A 17,821-nucleotide genomic window follows, 5' to 3' on the forward strand; every position below is an offset into this window, starting at 1 on the left:
GAAAAGGGGGTTGAAGGATGAAAAAGAGTATACCTAAAATATTATTAGCCATTATTTTTTTAATGTTATCATTGGTTACAGGATTAGTTACTGAGGCGAGTGAGATTGACTTTACTGTCAAAGCTATTTTACCAGAGAATCAACGTAGTAAGGAAATCAGCTATTTTGATTTAAGGGTAGTTCCTGATAAGACGCAAGTACTAAGTGTGGAATTAGTGAATGATACGGAAGAAGATATCACAGTCTATGCTTCAGCAAATTCAGCAATCACAAACGATAATGGAGTTGTTGATTACTCCTATAAAGATACAAAAAAAGATTCTTCAGCTACGTTTACATTTAGTGAAATTGCATCGATTCCTAAAGATATCAGCTTACCTAAAAAATCAAAAAAAATAGTTGAATGTGTAATAAATGTTCCGAAAGTTAGTTTTGATGGGTATGTTTTAGGTGGACTTTATTTTGAGCAAAAAGAAGATGATAAAGCAAAAGAAAAAAGTCAGGGAGCTTTAGCTGTAGGTAATCGCTTTTCGTATGTTGTTGGAGTTTTACTAAGCGAAACGGATAAAGAAGTTAGACCTGAATTAGCATTAAATGAAGTAAAAGCAACACAAATAAATGGAAATAATGCTGTTATTATGAATATCCAAAATAAAAGAGCAGCGATGATCAAAAAATTACAAATGGATGCCAAACTATACTATGAAAATGAAACAAAGCCGCGTTATGAAAATCATCAAGAATCGTTGACGATGGCACCAAATACGAATTTTAATTACAAAATAAACTTAAAAGACCAACCTTTTGTCGCAGGTAATTATACGGTTAAGATCAAAGCAAATGATGGTTTTAGAGACTGGACATGGGAAAGGAAATTTAAAATAAAAGAAAAAGAGGCGGAAAAATACAATGCAACGGCAGTCAATTTGCCACCAGAGCAAAAAAATCAATGGCCTTGGCTCTTGATTATTGGCATAGGATTGGTAATTATAGCTGTGATTATAGGCATTATTTTCTATTTTAAACGAAAAATAAACAAAGAGAAGAAGGAACAACAAGAAAAATACGAAGAATTAAAAAAAAGTATTGATCAGTCGGAAAAAGAATAACGTATATCAGGAAAAGTGCTTATTTAAGGTTGAAGGGAAGAGCAAAACGAATTTTAAGTTTTGTTCCTCCCTGATTTTTAATGTTCAATACTATTTTATAAATCCCAATTAAAGGATTCAGTGATCAAAAAGTAACCCATAACCTAAAGCGGCTATTTCTCTAACATAGGCTTTAAAGGTAGCGGAAGATTTAGAAACAGCGGGAAGGCCGCTAACACTATTGATTCCTAAACGCTTTGCTAATAACGTTGAGCGATACATATGAAAATCACTTGTGACGATTACAGTATTACCTAGATCTTGTTTTTTTAATGCATTTTGAATATTTTCTTTAGTTCGAGTAGAGGTATCTTCTATCAAAAGTTGTTTTTCTGAAATACCATTTACCCTTAAGTATTCAGCCATCACATTTGCTTCAGTATCTGGTTCGTCAGAGCCTTGACCACCGCAAACAACAGCAATTGCCTTGGGATGTTCTTTTAGATAAGGAATAGCAGTATCCAGTCGTTCTTTCAAAACAGTACTAGGATAAGCGTTGTCTGTTGAAGTCCCTTTTACTTGTGCACCTAAGATAAGCACGGTATCAGGTGTAGCTGTTGGCTGGTCTTTTGTTCCGCTTAAAATAAAGAAAAGAACAAGACCTGCGTAAATAATTCCTAAACCCATAACAATAAACATAATTCGTTTCACCCATTTCATAACACCACAACCTTTCTTGTCTAGTGTAGTAAACAATCAGGATAAATAGTGTGTAAATGTCATTTTTTAAAGTTTTTTTAACGTTTTTAAGAGAAAGTACAAATAATGTTCTAACTTACCTTATAATTTATAGAAAGTAAAAAAACTGGAGGTGCAATTTGAGAACAGAGCAGGAAATGTTTCAGTTGATTTTAGAGATAGCTAGAAATGATTCTAGAGTATTGGCTGTTGGGATGAATGGGTCAAGGGTAAATAAAAAAGTGCCAAAGGATTTTTTTCAAGATTATGATATTGTTTATATTGTGGAGTCTGTTGACGCATTTATTAAGGATCAGTCATGGATCGATAGATTTGGGACTCGATTAATTATGCAGACACCTGAAAGTATGACATTGTTTCCTCCGACAAGTAATGGGAGATTTACTTATTTAATGTTATTTGATGACGGCAATCGAATTGACTTAACGCTATGTCCAAAAGAGCAGGCGGATAACTGGAACGAAGGCGACCGTTTAGCAGAAGTTTTGTTAGATAAAGAGCAGTTATTGTCTGCAACGCTTGAGGCTACAGATCAAGATTATTGGGTCAAACAGCCTACTCAGGCAGAGTTTTCAGATTGTTGCAATGAATTTTGGTGGGTCAGTACATATGTTGTTAAAGGATTGTGTCGCAAGGAGTTGTTTTATGCAGCGGATCATTTATATGAAAACTGTCGAAAAGAACTTTTACGCTTGTTGTCTTGGCAAGTAGGAGCAGACAATAGCTACCAAATCAGTGTGGGAAAAAATGACAAATATTTACCCTATTTTATAGGGAAGGCAGAATACGAAAATATTTTAAAAACAATGGACCTATCCAGCATTACTTCAACGTGGTCAGCTTTAATTTTATTGCAGGAACAATTTGATCACTATGCCCAAGTATTTTCGCAAAAGAATCATTTTTTATATGATCAACAGACAGCTAAAAAAGTTATGATATATACTACAAATCAAAAGTTAAAACATTAAAATAATCAAATCTGTGTTCTATTTTAAAATTAATTGTAAATAAATAATAATTTAGTCCAATATATTGTCAAATAGTCTTTTTTCCTATGCCTAATGTGTGGTAGAATGGTAGGTATATTGTATCGAAACATTGATAGCCACAACTTCCTGTACATCAGAAAAAAGTCGAATCTAGCATTTATACATAAAAACATGAATTTTTTCTCATATGTAAGCAAATTAATTGAAGATTGAGGGGAATTTAACTAAACTAACTTTAATTGTAGTGACCAAAATAGGCTCTGATAAAGAACAGGTCGAGGAGAAAAGGAAGAATTATAATAACTCCCTTAGTTTCTAGCACAGGAAAAAGTATTGAATCAACGTAGATATATAAATCTTAAAAAAGGAAGATCGCTTAATGGAAAATGAAGAATCAGTTAGTCGCTCGGCAAAAAACACACGAGTACCCCAAAATAATAATCAACCAAATAAGAAAAAGAAAAGATGGTTAGTCCCAGTCGTTGGTTTATTGATTTGTTTATCATTAGTATTTACTGGCGGCCTAGTCTATTTTCAATCTCATTTCTTTATAACAGCTAAGGCAAATGGCGTTGATATTAGCTTATTGAACGTAAAAGATGCGAAAAATAAGCTAGAAGAGCTGAATAAAGCTGAAAATGTCGTTATTAAAGTGAATGATAAAGAAGAAAAAATCGAGTTACCTGAAAAATATGAAATCACAGAAGACCATTTGAAACAAAGTATTGGTGATCGTTCAATCAAGTTGCCGATTAATGAAGATTATAAAGCAGAGTTAAAAAATAAATTAAATGCCCTCACTTTTGAAGCTGGAACACCAAGCCAAGATGCTCGTATCGAAAAAGTTGATGGAAACTATCAAATTGTTCCGGAGCAAATGGGAACAGCAGTTGATAAAGAAGCATTGATGAATCAAGTTTTAAAAGATGTTGACGCAAATAAAGGCGGCTACGTTTACGATGTAAAAGAATTTTATCAAAAGCCAGCAGTGACTAAAGAAGACAAAGGTCTGCAAGAAAAGTTAACGCTGTTGTCGAAAAAAGAAAATAAAGCAATCACATTGGATATCAATGGTGAAAAGCTAACGGTAACAAAAGAAGAATTGCAATCATTTATGGATACAGCTGGTAATGTTGATCCAAATAAAGTTTATGCTTGGGTAGAACAAACCAACCAAAAATATGGTTCAATTTACAAACCAATTATTTTTAAAAATGTACACGGTGTGACAACGAAGTATAAAAATAACGGCAGCTATGGCTGGGATATCAATATGCCGCAAACAAGAGATTTACTCGTTCAAGCAATCAATAGTGATAAAGATAGTGAGACGATTACTGTTCCAATCGATGGTGATGTGACTCAATCATCTACAGTCGATAAAGATTATGTAGAAATTGATTTAAATGATCAAAAAATGTATTTCTTTAAAGGCGGAGTAAAAGTAGTCGAAACAGATGTTATTACAGGTCGCTACAATAAAGGAACGGCAACGGTTCCTGGTTTCCATACAATTTTGTATAAGGATACAGATACGAAATTAGAAGGTGAAATGTTGGACGGTTCAAAATATAGTGTGCCAGTAAAATATTGGATGCCATTGAAGAGTTTTGGTGGTGTGGTTACACAAATCGGAATACATGATGCTGACTATAAAGCAGAATACTTTGGAAACAAAGAAGCTTATAAAACAAACTTTGGAAGTAATGGTTGTATCAATACTCCAGGAGCAGCTGTTGCTCAAATCTTTAACGGTGCTTATGCAGGAATGCCGGTAATTGTTTACGGACATATCTATGACGATGCACCTGGCGAATTCGATAAACCAGTTGATTATGGTGAACCAGCTTAAAGTAAAAATAAAAAAGAAGTCCAGATGGGCTTCTTTTTTTTATCAGATAAGAATATATAAAAGGAGAAAAAATAAAATGAATATTTTTGATCAAATCGCACCACGTTATGATTCACGCAAACAATTGAAACTCGCAGAAATTATTACAAAAGAAATTAAGCAAGGATTAGGTGATACTGCAGGTGAAATCGGATTGGATTATGGTTGTGGGACGGGATTGATCGGATTAGAACTTCTGGATGAATTTGCTGAAATAATATTTGTCGACCCGTCTAAAGAAATGATTCGAATTGTTGACCAAAAAATCGAACAAATGAAAATTACTAATACAAAAACTATCGTTGGTTGTTTTTATGAAGGGCATTCAATAGATACAAAAGCTGATACAATCATTGTTTCTTTAGTTTTATTACATGTACCAGATACGAAAACGCTTCTGAAATTTCTATATGATGCATTGAATCCAAATGGGCAAATTCTAATCGTTGATTTTGATAAAAATGAAAAGGTCCATCATGAAAAAGTCCATAATGGTTTTTTACAGGAGGAACTTAAAAAACAATTTGCACAGGTTGGTTTTAAAGATGTAACGAGTAGGACTTTTTATCATGGAGATCAATTATTTATGAATCAGGATGCATCCATGTTTATTTTAAATGCTGAAAAATAAAAGCTTTTAATCCATTGCTTCATGCTAGAATAGAATGGAAAAAGTAATCATTTTTAAATAATGCTTGCTTTTTATTTAGAGAAGTGTTTAAATTAATTCATAAATGATTGATGAGAAAGACAACTGAACTTGCAAGCAGTCTTATAGAGAGGAAAATCTCGGCTGAAAATTTTCCAGACCTGCACGAGGAATGACCACTTTTTCAAACCTTTGTTGAAACAAAGGCGGCCGTACCGTTAACACGCTTGAGGAACATAGTTATTTACTGTGTTTAAAAATAGGTGGAACCACGAACTTTTCGTCCTAGTATCTGATGAATATCAGATGCTGGGACTTTTTGCTGTGAATCACTGCGACTGGCTTGCCAGAGCAGATGATGAACAGTACTTGGCGAGCGTAGTCGAGCGAAGTATCCGTACTAGAGAATCGCCACCAAGCCAAAACCAAAAAAGTGTGAAGATTCTCTAATTTCAATGGTAAAAGTCGTTGAAGAGAAATCCGACTGGCTTGCCAGAGCAGATGATGAACAGTACTTGGCGAGCGTAGTCGAGCGAAGTATCCGTACTAGAGAATCACCATCAAGCCAAAACGGAAAATTAAAAAAAGTGAACGAAGAAATCTTTTCAATCATAAACTTACTTAAGGAGGAAATAAAAATGTCAATTAAAATCACCTTTCCAGATGGTGCAGTCAAAGAATTTGAGGCTGGCTCATCAACATTAGACATCGCTAAAAGCATCAGCAATAGTTTAGCTAAGAAAGCATTAGCAGGTAAATTAAACGGAACATTAATAGATTTAGATCGTCCAATTGAAGAAGATGGTAACATCGAAATCGTAACACCAGATCATGAGGATGCATTAGGTATTTTGCGCCATTCGGCTGCCCACTTAATGGCAAATGCTTTACGCCGTTTATTCCCGAATATAAAATTTGGAGTAGGTCCAGCTATTGATTCAGGTTTTTATTACGATACTGATAATGGCGAAAATCCTGTAACAGCAGAAGATTTACCAGCAATCGAAGCTGAAATGATGAAAATTGTAAAAGAAAATAATCCGATCGTTCGCAAAGTGGTTTCTAAAAGTGAAGCACTAGAATTATTTGCAGATGATCCTTATAAAGTAGAATTGATTTCAGAGCTACCAGAGGATGAAGTGATTACAGTTTATGATCAAGGAGACTTTGTTGATTTGTGCCGTGGGGTCCATGTTCCGTCAACGGGTCGTATCCAAGTGTTCCAATTATTATCAGTAGCAGGGGCTTATTGGAGAGGAAATTCTAACAATCAAATGATGCAGCGAATTTATGGAACTGCCTTTTTTGATAAGAAAGATTTGAAAGAATTTATCAAGATGCGGGAAGAAGCCAAAGAGCGTGACCATCGTAAATTAGGGAAAGAGCTTGATTTATTCATGTTAAATCCGGATGTTGGTTCAGGATTACCGTTTTGGTTACCAAAAGGAGCGACAATTCGTCGTACAATTGAACGTTATATTACAGATAAAGAAATCAGTCTAGGTTATCAACATGTGTATACACCAATTATGGCGAATGTTGAATTTTATAAGAGATCTGGTCACTGGGATCATTATCATGAAGATATGTTCCCGCCAATGGATATGGGAGATGGCGAAATGCTAGTGCTTCGTCCAATGAACTGTCCACATCACATGATGGTTTATAAAAATGATATCCACAGCTATCGTGAATTACCAATTAGAATCGCTGAACTTGGCATGATGCACCGTTATGAAAAATCAGGCGCGTTATCTGGATTACAGCGTGTGCGTGAAATGACATTGAATGATGGACATACATTCGTTCGTCCAGATCAAATCAAAGAAGAATTCCTACGCACACTGAAATTAATGGTAGAAGTTTACGCTGATTTTGATATAACTGATTATCGTTTCCGTTTAAGTCTAAGAGATCCAAACAACAAAGAGAAATACTTTGATGATGATGCAATGTGGGAACGTTCTGAAACAATGATCAAAGAAGCGGCAGAAGAAGCTGGTATTGATTACTTTGAAGCAACAGGTGAAGCAGCCTTTTACGGACCAAAATTAGACGTTCAAGTAAAAACTGCTTTAGGAATGGAAGAAACGTTATCAACAATCCAAATTGATGCTTTATTACCAGAACGTTTTGATTTAACTTATGTAGGTGAGGATGGAGAAAATACACATCGTCCATTGGTTATCCACAGAGGAATTGTTTCAACGATGGAACGTTTTGTGGCTTACTTGACTGAAGTTTACAAAGGCGCTTTCCCAACTTGGTTAGCACCAATCCAAGCAACAATTATTCCAGTATCCGTTGAAGCTCATTCAGATTATGCGTATGAAGTGAAAAAACGTCTGCAAGAACAAGGTTTGCGTATTGAAGTAGATGATCGCAATGAAAAAATGGGATACAAGATCCGTGCCTCTCAAACACAAAAAATTCCTTACCAAATTGTTGTAGGAGATAAAGAGATGGATGAAGCAACAGTTAATATCCGTCGTTATGGTAGCAAAGAAACAGATGTCATTGATTTGAACATCTTTGTAGAAAGTATGGTAGCTGACGTATCAAATTATAGTAGATAGTCATAGAAAATGGACAAGGCAATGTGGCTTTGTCCATTTTTTTGAATAAAAATTAAATATTTTCTTAGTAAGAGGATTACCTCTATTTTTTTTTGCATTTTTTCGTTACAATAGAGGAGCGAGACTTTTCTCATATGGAGGATAACGATAAATGAAAAAAATGAGCTTTTTAGATAAATTAAAAAAAGATAATGAAGAACCAATGACACAACAAAGCAAAAAATCCCACATTCCATTTCGATTGAACTTATTGTTTTTTGTGATTTTCGGTTTATTTGTGGCTTTGATTGTACGGCTAGGTTATTTACAGATTGCCGAAGGACAGCAATATACACAAAAAGTAGACGAGAATTCGACGCTGAAAATCAAAAGTAGCGCGCCTAGGGGACAAATTTATGATGCCAAAGGAAATCTACTAGTTGGGAACAAAGCCAATTTAGCGATTACTTATACCCGTGGGAAAAAGGTTCAGGCAAAAGACCTAATACCGATTGCATACAGAGTGAGTGAATTGATTAATGTACCGGCAGATGAATTAACAGAGCGGGACAAAAAAGACTTCTGGCTAGCAAAGCCTGAAAATTTAAAAGCTGCGCAAAAGAGATTGACTGATGCAGACAAAGTAGATAAAAAAGGTAATGCTATTACAGACCAAGGGACTTTGTATAGCTTGACTGTAGAAAAAGTAACACCAGAAGAAATCAATTTTGATGAGCAGACGATGCAAGCTGCAACGGTCTTTAAGCGAATGAACTCTGTACAAGAGTTGAATACAGCCTTTATCAAAAATGAAGGGGTAACGCAAGATGAAATTGCGGTAATTGGTGAACATTCATCAGAAATCGCAGGTGTTTCTACTGGTATGGACTGGGATAGAGATTACCCAAATGATTCGGATATTCGGAGTATTTTAGGTCAAGTTTCTTCTGAAAAATCTGGTTTACCAGCAGAAGAAGTTGATGAATATTTAGCGAAAGGCTATGATTTAAATGACCGTGTAGGAACTAGTTATTTAGAAAAACAATATGAAGATGTTCTTCAAGGTCATAAAGCAATATCAGAAGTAACGTTAGATAGTAATGGGAAAATCGTCACCAAGAAACCTGTATCAGAAGGTAAAAAAGGTGAAAACTTAAAATTAACGATTGATTTAGAATTTCAAAAGAAAATTGAAGAAGTCGTACGGGCACAGTATCAACAGCTCCTAGCAACTGGCAATGCAACGTACTCTGATGGTGCATATGTCGTTGTCATGAATCCTAAAACGGGTGCTGTAATGGCTATGGTGGCTCTGGATCGTGATCCGGCAACAAATGAGTTAACATCCAATCCACTAGCTACAATCAATAAGGCCTTTGAACCGGGATCAGTAGTCAAAGGAGCAACGATTTCAGCTGGCTATGAACAAGGTGTGATTTCTGGAAATGATGTATTGATTGATGAACCATTACAAATTTATGGAAGTAAACAAAAATCTTCGGTATTTAATAAGATTCTAGGAAATCAAATTCCTCTGAGCGCAGAACAAGCACTAGAATATTCTTCAAATGCTTATATGATGCAACTAGTATTAAAAATGATGAAAACAGAATACCAATATAATATGAAGCTTCCTTACCAAACGGGTGATCCAACCTTATTTGAAGTGTTGCGTAAAACATTTGGTGAATATGGGATGGGCGTTCCTACAGGAATAGATTTACCGGGAGAATCAACTGGTTTATCTAATAAAGCTTTTGATGATCCTGATTTTGCCCCAATGCCAGGACACTTACTTGATTTATCTTTTGGTCAGTATGATACCTATACAGCAATGCAATTGGCGCAATATGTTTCAACTGTAGCCAATGGAGGAACTCGTGTGGCTCCTCGTTTAGTTGAGGGGATTTATAACAACAAGTCTGACGGCTCATTGGGTGATTTGAAAGAGGAATTAAAACCAAAAGATCTCAATAAAGTTGATATTACTCCAGAACAAATGAACATTATTCAACAGGGTTTTTATGATGTTGTTCATGGAACAGGAGTCTTTACGACGGGACGTGATATGCAAGGAGCAAAACTTGATATCTCTGCCAAAACCGGTACAGCGGAAACCAACGTGGGTGAACATATCACTGTTAACAGTAATGTTGTGGCGTATGCACCAGTAAAAGATCCGGAGGTTGCAGTAAGTGTGGTTTTACCTCACCTAACAAGCGAAATTACTAGACCGAACCAATCTATGGTTACGGCAATTGTCAATGCCTATGTGGATTATAAACAACAATAAGATTTGTAAAGTAGTTTTCCTTTACAAATTTCATCAAAAGGGTAGAAATTCCTGAATAAACATGATATGATATTTGAGGCTAAGAAATATCTTAGAAATTCGAATTTAGATATAGGAGGGAAAACACATGCGCGTAAACATTACTTTAGAATGTACTTCTTGTAAAGAACGTAACTACCTAACAAGCAAAAATAAACGTAACAATCCTGATCGTTTGGAAAAGCAAAAATATTGCCCACGTGAAAGAAAAGTTACTTTACACCGTGAAACAAAATAAGCTTTTAAATTATAGCGCTAGACCCTTGTCGTATAAGGGTTTAGTGTTTTTTTATTCTCAAAAAGTTAAAGTGAATCCGTTTTTGACTTCGTTAATAAAAAATAGTTTGTTGTATGAAATTTAAATAGATAAAATATGTTTAAAGGATTATTGTTTTTATTCGCTAATGGTTCATAATATAGATATACTGTGATTTAAGAAGTGAGTCATTATGAGCTCTATTTATCAGGAGAAGTACATTTATGAATCTCAAAACCAAAGGAATCCATAAAGACTCTACTAGTTACTTAGCAAATGCAACGGATTACCAACTGCATAAATTTTCTAAAGCTTCATTTAAAACCTATTTTGTTTTAAGCATGAATTGATTTTATTTGTCAGTATTGTTAAGGAGAGAATGAAATGAAAATCAGTATTCGCCATCGGTATATTAAAAAAATTCCAGTATTGGAAGTTGTTTCAGAGGAAAATAAAAATAATTCTTTGCCATTAGTCATTTACTACCATGGTTGGCAATCAGCTAAAGAGTTATCCTTGACTCAAGCTAGAAAATTAGCGAAAAAAGGGATGCGCGTGATTTTGCCAGATGCTATGAATCATGGGGAACGTAAAACAGGACCGATTTCTCCTATCCCTTCAGTCACATTTTGGGCTAGTATTCAATACAATATTATTGAATTTACGCAGTTAGTGCGTCATTTTGGGAAACAAGGACTAATAACAGAGGGAAAAATTGGGGTTGGCGGTGTTTCAATGGGAGGAATCACCACATGTGCGTTGTTGACACAACATCCGGAAATCAAAGCTGCTGTTTGTATGATGGGAACGCCAATGCCATTGCGCTATATTGAGCGAGTCATGGAACGATCAGCTGAAATGGATTTTTATGTCCCCAAAGATTTGCCGCTGTTACTTAGTTGGGTAGAAAAGTATGATCTTTCAAAGGCGCCAGAAAAGTTAGCGCAGCGTCCAGTTTTATTTTGGCACGGAACGAAAGACTCTAAAATTCCTTACGAAGATATGGCAGATTTTTTTCAGGAAATTGAAGGTAAGCCTTATGCTGAAAGTAGCCAGTTTATCACAGGTGTTGATGAGGAGCATCTGGTTAAAGGTGAGATGATGGATGTTGTGGCTGAATTTTTTGGAAACGAGTTATAGATGATATTAATAAGAGTTTGGGGGAATAATCAATTTTTTATGATTATTCCCCCAAACTCTTTGTTAATTATTAATGATTTAGAATGCATTATGGACCTGTATCTAAATTAAATGTATTCCGTAAAAATTGATGTAATACACTGTTTTTTTATTAAACGTCCTTGTACCGTTTTTAACAAATGTATTAGATATAAAGAAATGAGGAATATTAAACTTTGTATATAAAGTTATAGTTATTTTTAGTCGTTAAAAATTCTTTTTTAGAGAAATAAATAAAGTCAGGTTTATCTATTTCAAATATAGGAGTTTAGATAAAGTACTGTTTTTTAAAGTGAATACTGCTGTATTTATGACTAGGTATTCCAAATAAAAAAACAATCGTTATAAATCTGTCTTTTTTTCCCTTATAAACTGTTGTAATTTTAATAGTTCAACTATGTTTATATCTTAATTTTATAATCCAATTATTTGAAAAAATATTATATAAATAGTATTCTTTACAATGCAATCACGTATTGTTTAATAATCAGGTTGTTAAGCTTGGATAGTCAAGCTTAAAGTTATATAACTAGCTATACGAACTAACCGTTCAGAAAAAGGATACAATCTGTCTGTGGTAAAAATGTAGAATGTCTATTTTCTTATTTTACTGTCAACATTGGGCAAGTAAGTTCGTTCAGCTTTTAAATTTTAAGGAGGAAATCATGAAACGTTTTAACAGCTCTAAAATTAAGTTAGCAGGTGCATTGGTATTATTAACTGCTGCTCTGACGCCAAGTTCACTTGTATTTTTTGGGGATAATACAAGTTATGAAGTGAAGGCCGATGAGTTGACAAGTACGACAAATTTAGCGGATGTGAGTATTTTAAAGGACACGCAACTTTCATCAAAGAATGGGACAATTGTTAATGATGGAGTCAAACTGAACAAAAATGAAGACTCAACCTATGATTTAGAACTTTCTTTTGAGGGAACAGGGCTTGCAGATGTTGGTTTAGCATCGCCTAAAGTGATTGTTTTTGCAATTCCAGAAGAGTTACGTGGAAAGATTGATGGGCCAATACTAATTAATGCTAATGCAAAATTGTTGCCGATTGTTCCTAGCGACGTTCCGGGAGTGAAAGATCTAATTTTAAATGTTGGCACTTTAGTGACTAAACTACTTGGTTTAGCGAAACCTTTAGGCTTACAACTTGATTCACTGGAAAATGCGTTTAAAGGTCTTAATTCTCTTCAAGAATTAGGGAGTTATCACGCAACAGTTGAGGGGAAATTATCAGCAGATGGTAAATATGTGATGGTAGATTTCACTGATGGATTAGGACAATATGTTCGCTCAACATATGCCAATTTATTCAATCCATTGAAAGAAGCAGTTGACGGTTTAAAATTTACTGGACTTTTAGCAATATTAAACCCAGTTTTAAATTTATTAAAACCTGTTGTTAATTCGTTACTTAATCTTGTTTCAGATATAGCTAACGGAACATCGGATGTGCTGACAAAAGCGCTACAAGCGAATGTTTTAGGGAAAGTTGATTTTGATTTTTCTACGAAAGTTTCTAATGTAACAGCTGAGAAAGCGAAAGTTACTGCAATGGCCGTAAATAAGCCGATTATTGATTTAGAATTACTTAACACGATTCATGCGAATGGGAATGCAATCAATCTTTATTTCGATAAAGTAGAAGAAGATCCCCTAGCTAATTATCCAGTAACAAAACCTGTAATTGAAGATATCGTGGAAGGTGCCACAAGTCTTAACGGAAGAGTAAGTCTTACACAGCCCGTTCCCGATGGTGCGATATTTAAAGCCAAAGTTGAGTTGCCGGATGGAACGAGTTTAACTGAGGATGTTAATCCCGACGGTACATTTACGATTCCTTTTGGTAAGTACCAGCCTCAAGGCAATGATCAACTGAAAATAGTGATTGAAGCAAGCGTAGGGAAATATACCAAAGTTAGTGATCCAGAGATTAAACAGGTTATTACGGATCCATTTATTCATTACACTGTAGCAAAACCTGTTGTCGCAGATATTGTAGAGGGTATGACAAGTCTTAACGGCACTGTAAACCTTATACAACCAGTACCTAACGGAGTCACTTTTTCAGCAAAAGTCCAGTTACCTGATGGCTCAAACCTAACTGGGTCTGTGGATGAAGATGGTCATTTTACGATTCCTTTTGGTACCTATCAACCTCAAGGTAATGATCAGTTAAAGGTAGTGATTGAAGCCAGTGACGGTAAACGAACAAAAGCTAGTGACCCAGAAATTAAACAAGTCATTGAAGATCCATTTATTCACTACACAGTGACGAAGCCTATTGTCGGAGATATTTTAGAAGGAATGCCTAGTTTAAATGGTAGTGTTTCAATCAATCAACCGGTTCCTATGGGTGTGACTTTTACTGCGAAAGTTGAATTACCTGATGGTACGAATATAACAGGATTAGTTAATTCAGATGGTAGCTTTACAATTCCTTTTGGTAAATATCAACCGCAGGGCAATGATCAATTAAAAGTAGTAATTGAAGCCAGTGATGGTAAACGAACGAAGGTCAGTGAACCAGAAATCAAACAAGTGATTGTTGATCCTTTGAAAAATTATCAAGTTCCGAAACCTTTAGTCAATGCTGTGAATGAAGGAAGTAAAGTTGTTACAGGTTCTATTAGCTTAGCTAATGTTCCAGCAGGTACTAATTTATTTGTACAACTTCAATTTCCTGATGGGACATTGAGAAAAGTGGCAGTGGGAAATGACGGTACTTTTTCAATTCCTGTGTCAGACAAAAACTTAAAAGAAGGAAACCCGCTGAGGCTGACTACTATTGCAGAACATGTGCAATCTTTTAATGGTAAAAATAGTGAAAGTGTCGTTTTTGCAGTTGGTAAGTTGCCATCTTTAGAAGGATATGCCGTTCCAACACCAATTGTAGCACCTATTTTCGTAGGGGATAAAGCGATATCCGGAACGCTTAAACTTAACAATGCACCAGAAGGGACACAATTTAAGGTCAGAGTTCGATTCCCAGGAAATGTTTATGAAGAAGTCCCTGTTAATGCAGATGGTACGTTTTCATTAGATATTTCAGGTCGTCAATTGACACAGGGGACATCGATTACCTTTAACACAGTAGCAACACTTGGCATGGAAACAGCCTCAAGTGGCAGAATCATTGTTTCTGTAGGTGCCAAATAATTATAGGATTTACCAATCAAGAGAGGGTGTATAAAATGAAGAATGCAACATTTGTTACTACGAGTTCCGCAATGTTACTATTATCTGTTGTTTTTGGCACATTATTTATCGGACAATCAGCAGAAGCTGCTCCTGATGTTACTAAGTCAACAAATTTGGATGTTACTTTTACGCCAGGTGCCTTAACCTTACAGGCTGTTTCTACGATCAGCTATTCTTCACAGACAATTTCGGTAGATGATGCTTCTTATATTCCAACAAACCCTGAGGCAATCAATGTTGTAGTTTCAGATGCTCGTGGAACTAACGCTGGCTGGAAATTGAGCGGGAAATTAAATAGCTTTAAAGATTCCACCACGGCAGCTTCATTGCCAAATGCTAGTATGAACTTTAAAAATACACAAGCACAAACTAACAGTGATGCAGATGCCCCCACACCTGTAAATACAGTTAATTTAACCAGTGGCGCATCAACTGCGACCCCCTTTGCATCAGCCGCATCTGGAGCTGGGGCAGGAACATGGACCTTTACTTGGCCAGATGCTGAAAGTAAAGGCGTGACCTTAAATGTACCGGCTGCTATGGCAACGCTAGGTAAACATACTTCTACGATCGATTGGACATTGGCTGATGCGCCATAAATAGAAATGTGATTTAAAGAGAGTGGAATGAGAACTATTATATTCCACTCTTTTTTATGTGAGTATATTGAAAGGAGTGACTTAAATGAGTGGTTGTTTTAGGCCAAACATTCGTTTTATATTTGTTTCGATTGGACTTATTTTTTTATTTAGCTTATGGGATATAACGTCAGTTTCAGCGCAAGAAAAAAGTGAAGAAACAAATAGTTTTTATGTACAAGCAGTCATTCCGACTAATCAAGTGGATATCAATAAATCCTATTTTGATTTGCGGATGATACCAGATGCAGAACAAGAATTACAAGTGAAGCTGGTAAATCCAGAAGATGCTCCCATCTCAGTTTCAGTGAATGCATTAAATGCAACGACGACAGAAGAGGGGATGATTGACTATACGTTAAGAGGCGTCAAAGATAAAAGTTTAAAATATCCCTTTGAATCATTGATTAAAGTAATTGAAACGAATATTTCTTTACAGCCATATGAAACGAAAATTGCTCGTTTTCATTTGAAGATGCCAAAGGAGAAGTATAACGGGGTGATTGTAGGAGGATTACGTTTTACAAAAAATATACCTGAGAGTGAAATGAAGAATAAAGAGGTTACGGTTCAGCAGCGATTTCATTATGTTGTTGGTGTTGTTTTGAATGAGACGGATCTATCGGTTCATCCAGAGTATGAAATGGATTCTGTAAAAGTAGCGAAATCCAAACAAGGGAAGAAAATATCTGTGATCCATTCAATTCGAAATAAGAACGCTGCGATTTCTAAAAAAATGGATTTAAATGTCACGATTCGAAAAAAAGGGAATGATGCCCCAGTAATTAAGCTGAAGAAAGAATCATTAGAAATGGCACCCAATTCTGTGATGGATTTTCCTGTACCTATAACAAGACAGTTGCAGCCTGGAAAATATATAAGTACAACCTTAGTTACGCAAGAGGGGAAAAAATGGACATTTGAGAATGAATTTGAGATCACGAGAGAGCAATCAAAGTTGATTAATGAAGAGAATAAAGGAACTCAAGTTGAAAGTAGGATTCCTTTTTGGTTGATTTTGGTGATTGTGTTGTTGATTTTATTGGTGTTGGTTCAGACTTATGTTTTGTGGAGGAAGAATAGGAAATAGATTGTTTAGCATTTGTATTATCTAGAATAAAATTATAGCCCGTTACTGAATCTTGATTAAGAGGAAGTAAGGGTTTTTTTGATATTATCCACATATTTGATTGAAAAAACTATTTTTTAATAATAATGATTGCATTAATCCGTTTTGATATAATATATATAGAACTAGTGGAAGGGATCTGTAATAATGAAAACTGCAATAATTACTAAAACCGTCAATTTATTAGACGGAGGCTGCAACGCATGTGGAATTATAGAAGATGAGAATTTCACATTAACGATAGATGAACAAGTGCTACCTCTAGATGAGCTGACAGTCAATTCTTTAGTCACAACGATTGTTTTAAAAAATGGATATAAACGAGAATATGAAACAGATGTTTTGGATGACTACATTATTTATAAAAAAGAGGACCACCAAGTAATCCTTAAAGAAGAATACGATTATCTGATCTATTCAAATGATTCATCAAAAATTGAAACTAAAAATCAAATCATTGATACAACAGTATTGTTAAAAAAAGTGAATGAAATATTGACGATTCTTTTTGATGTAGAAGAATTAGCTTTTATTTTATAGTCAGATGAATAGAAATAGAGAGAGGCAAATTTACCTCTCTTTATTTCTTTAATTATTCTATTTGAAAAATCTCAGACATAGTTATTTTTTCAAATCGTTCTTGTGAGTCAGAAATATCTTCGTCATGATCATAAACGAACAACTTGAAATCCTCTGTTTTAGGAATGCGTTGAAAGGTTTCACTATCTAAAAAGAGAATCATTTGCTGACAAAGCCATTCTAAGACCGTTTCGATATCTTGTTCATCCTCCACCCAATCATCAAATAGATGCAAAGAGGTAAACCGTTGATTTTCATCCCAATCACCAGAATTGTATTTCATTTCGTTTATTTGCTGTTCATTGTACCCTTTATCCGTATAATAATTTGTTGTTTCTTGCCAAAGTTCTACGGTATTGAAGCAGAGATTTATTTCACCTTCTTCATAAATATTGCAGTCTAAAGCAAATGTGTAGAATGTTTCATCAGAATGATCTAGTAAAAAGTTATCAATACTGTCAGTTAAAAAATTGAAAAAGAATTCCTGTTGTTTTTCTAAAAAATTTTCCATGTACTGCCTCCAAAATTAAGACCTTTTAAACATTGAAACAGATATTTTTGAAAATGT

15 protein-coding genes are annotated in these 17,821 nt (G+C 35.0%); 13 read left to right on the forward strand and 2 right to left on the reverse strand.

What is annotated here, in order from left to right; all coding sequences use genetic code 11:
- The first annotated feature begins 17 nt into the window (after positions 1-17).
- Positions 18-1,109, forward strand: a complete 1,092-nt coding sequence (locus AC4BB2_RS03155) for a WxLIP family cell surface protein (RefSeq protein ID WP_490473992.1) — start codon at positions 18-20, stop codon at positions 1,107-1,109.
- Between the two features lie 117 nt (positions 1,110-1,226).
- Here AC4BB2_RS03155 and AC4BB2_RS03160 read toward each other — a convergent pair whose 3' ends face one another.
- Positions 1,227-1,808, reverse strand: coding sequence for a YdcF family protein (locus AC4BB2_RS03160; protein ID WP_490473993.1), 582 nt, complete (start codon positions 1,806-1,808; stop codon positions 1,227-1,229).
- Positions 1,809-1,966: 158 nt separating this feature from the next.
- On the opposite strand from AC4BB2_RS03160, the gene AC4BB2_RS03165 reads away from it, so the two are divergent.
- The 12 genes from AC4BB2_RS03165 to AC4BB2_RS03220 all read left to right on the forward strand — a co-directional run bounded on the left by AC4BB2_RS03165 (position 1,967) and on the right by AC4BB2_RS03220 (position 17,214).
- Positions 1,967-2,818 (forward strand): aminoglycoside 6-adenylyltransferase, encoded by an 852-nt coding sequence (locus AC4BB2_RS03165; protein WP_490473994.1) that lies wholly within the window; start codon positions 1,967-1,969, stop codon positions 2,816-2,818.
- Positions 2,819-3,218: 400 nt separating this feature from the next.
- The gene (locus tag AC4BB2_RS03170) at positions 3,219-4,691 is read left to right on the forward strand and encodes a L,D-transpeptidase (RefSeq protein ID WP_490473995.1); all 1,473 of its coding nucleotides are present in this window, start codon (positions 3,219-3,221) and stop codon (positions 4,689-4,691) included.
- A gap of 76 nt (positions 4,692-4,767) precedes the next feature.
- On the forward strand, positions 4,768-5,361 hold the full coding sequence (locus tag AC4BB2_RS03175) for a class I SAM-dependent methyltransferase (protein WP_490473996.1): 594 nt from the start codon (positions 4,768-4,770) through the stop codon (positions 5,359-5,361).
- Between the two features lie 656 nt (positions 5,362-6,017).
- Positions 6,018-7,955: a threonine--tRNA ligase gene (gene thrS / locus AC4BB2_RS03180; protein WP_490473997.1), complete on the forward strand. Its 1,938-nt coding sequence runs from the start codon at positions 6,018-6,020 to the stop codon at positions 7,953-7,955.
- A 151-nt stretch (positions 7,956-8,106) separates the two neighbouring features.
- Positions 8,107-10,227 (forward strand): peptidoglycan D,D-transpeptidase FtsI family protein, encoded by a 2,121-nt coding sequence (locus AC4BB2_RS03185; RefSeq protein WP_490473998.1) that lies wholly within the window; start codon positions 8,107-8,109, stop codon positions 10,225-10,227.
- Between the two features lie 127 nt (positions 10,228-10,354).
- Positions 10,355-10,504 (forward strand): 50S ribosomal protein L33, encoded by a 150-nt coding sequence (gene rpmG, locus AC4BB2_RS03190; RefSeq protein WP_002296119.1) that lies wholly within the window; start codon positions 10,355-10,357, stop codon positions 10,502-10,504.
- A gap of 242 nt (positions 10,505-10,746) precedes the next feature.
- Positions 10,747-10,872 carry a hypothetical protein gene (locus AC4BB2_RS03195; RefSeq protein ID WP_490473999.1) on the forward strand — a complete coding sequence of 42 codons (126 nt, stop codon included), beginning with the start codon at positions 10,747-10,749 and terminating at the stop codon, positions 10,870-10,872.
- Between the two features lie 34 nt (positions 10,873-10,906).
- Positions 10,907-11,662: an alpha/beta fold hydrolase gene (locus AC4BB2_RS03200; RefSeq protein ID WP_490474000.1), complete on the forward strand. Its 756-nt coding sequence runs from the start codon at positions 10,907-10,909 to the stop codon at positions 11,660-11,662.
- A gap of 704 nt (positions 11,663-12,366) precedes the next feature.
- On the forward strand, positions 12,367-14,865 hold the full coding sequence (locus tag AC4BB2_RS03205; RefSeq protein WP_490474001.1) for an adhesive domain-containing protein: 2,499 nt from the start codon (positions 12,367-12,369) through the stop codon (positions 14,863-14,865).
- Between the two features lie 35 nt (positions 14,866-14,900).
- Positions 14,901-15,506 (forward strand): WxL domain-containing protein, encoded by a 606-nt coding sequence (locus AC4BB2_RS03210; RefSeq protein ID WP_490474002.1) that lies wholly within the window; start codon positions 14,901-14,903, stop codon positions 15,504-15,506.
- Positions 15,507-15,591: 85 nt separating this feature from the next.
- Positions 15,592-16,635, forward strand: a complete 1,044-nt coding sequence (locus AC4BB2_RS03215; RefSeq protein ID WP_490474003.1) for a WxLIP family cell surface protein — start codon at positions 15,592-15,594, stop codon at positions 16,633-16,635.
- A 186-nt stretch (positions 16,636-16,821) separates the two neighbouring features.
- Positions 16,822-17,214: a DUF4809 family protein gene (locus tag AC4BB2_RS03220; protein WP_490474004.1), complete on the forward strand. Its 393-nt coding sequence runs from the start codon at positions 16,822-16,824 to the stop codon at positions 17,212-17,214.
- A 52-nt stretch (positions 17,215-17,266) separates the two neighbouring features.
- On the opposite strand, the gene AC4BB2_RS03225 is transcribed toward AC4BB2_RS03220, so the two are convergent.
- Positions 17,267-17,764 carry a DUF4303 domain-containing protein gene (locus tag AC4BB2_RS03225; protein WP_490474005.1) on the reverse strand — a complete coding sequence of 166 codons (498 nt, stop codon included), beginning with the start codon at positions 17,762-17,764 and terminating at the stop codon, positions 17,267-17,269.
- Positions 17,765-17,821: the final 57 nt, after the last annotated feature.

Source organism: Enterococcus sp. AAFC-DPL-5146 (genome assembly GCF_058216635.1).